Consider the following 1,112-nt stretch of genomic DNA (forward strand, 5'->3'; position numbering starts at 1 on the left):
CAGCTCCTCTCAAATTTCCTACGCCCACGACGGATAGGGACCGAACTGTCTCACGACGTTCTGAACCCAGCTCGCGTACCGCTTTAATGGGCGAACAGCCCAACCCTTGGGACCGACTACAGCCCCAGGATGCGATGAGCCGACATCGAGGTGCCAAACCTCCCCGTCGATGTGGACTCTTGGGGGAGATAAGCCTGTTATCCCCGGGGTAGCTTTTATCCGTTGAGCGATGGCCCTTCCATGCGGAACCACCGGATCACTAAGCCCGACTTTCGTCCCTGCTCGACTTGTAGGTCTCGCAGTCAAGCTCCCTTATGCCTTTGCACTCTACGAATGATTTCCAACCATTCTGAGGGAACCTTTGGGCGCCTCCGTTACACTTTAGGAGGCGACCGCCCCAGTCAAACTGCCCACCTGACACTGTCTCCCGGGTCGATAAGACCCGTAGGTTAGAATTTCAATACAGTCAGGGCGGTATCCCACCAGCGCCTCCACCGAAGCTAGCGCTCCGGTTTCAATGGCTCCCGCCTATCCTGTACAAACTGTACCAAAATTCAATATCAGGCTACAGTAAAGCTCCACGGGGTCTTTCCGTCCTGTCGCGGGTAACCTGCATCTTCACAGGTACTATAATTTCACCGAGTCTCTGGTTGAGACAGTGCCCAAATCGTTACACCTTTCGTGCGGGTCGGAACTTACCCGACAAGGAATTTCGCTACCTTAGGACCGTTATAGTTACGGCCGCCGTTTACTGGGGCTTCAGTTCAGAGCTTCGCTTACGCTAACCCCTCTCCTTAACCTTCCAGCACCGGGCAGGTGTCAGCCCCTATACTTCGCCTTACGGCTTCGCAGAGACCTGTGTTTTTGCTAAACAGTCGCTTGGGCCTATTCACTGCGGCTTTCCGTTAAGAAAGCACCCCTTCTCCCGAAGTTACGGGGTCATTTTGCCGAGTTCCTTAACCAGAGTTCTCTCGCACACCTTAGGATTCTCTCCTCGCCTACCTGTGTCGGTTTGCGGTACAGGCACCTTTTATCTCGCTAGAAGCTTTTCTTGGCAGCGGGGAATCAAAGACTTCGCTCCATAAGGAGCTTCCCCATCACAGCTCAGCCTT

At 54.1% G+C, this 1,112-nt stretch carries 1 rRNA gene; it reads right to left on the reverse strand.

Annotated elements, in window-relative coordinates:
• Window positions 1-1,112 (reverse strand): 23S ribosomal RNA (locus JDS92_RS30035); the annotation flags it as partial.

This window comes from Bacillus cereus group sp. N12 (assembly GCF_016483575.1).
Taxonomy (GTDB): domain Bacteria; phylum Bacillota; class Bacilli; order Bacillales; family Bacillaceae_G; genus Bacillus_A; species Bacillus_A toyonensis.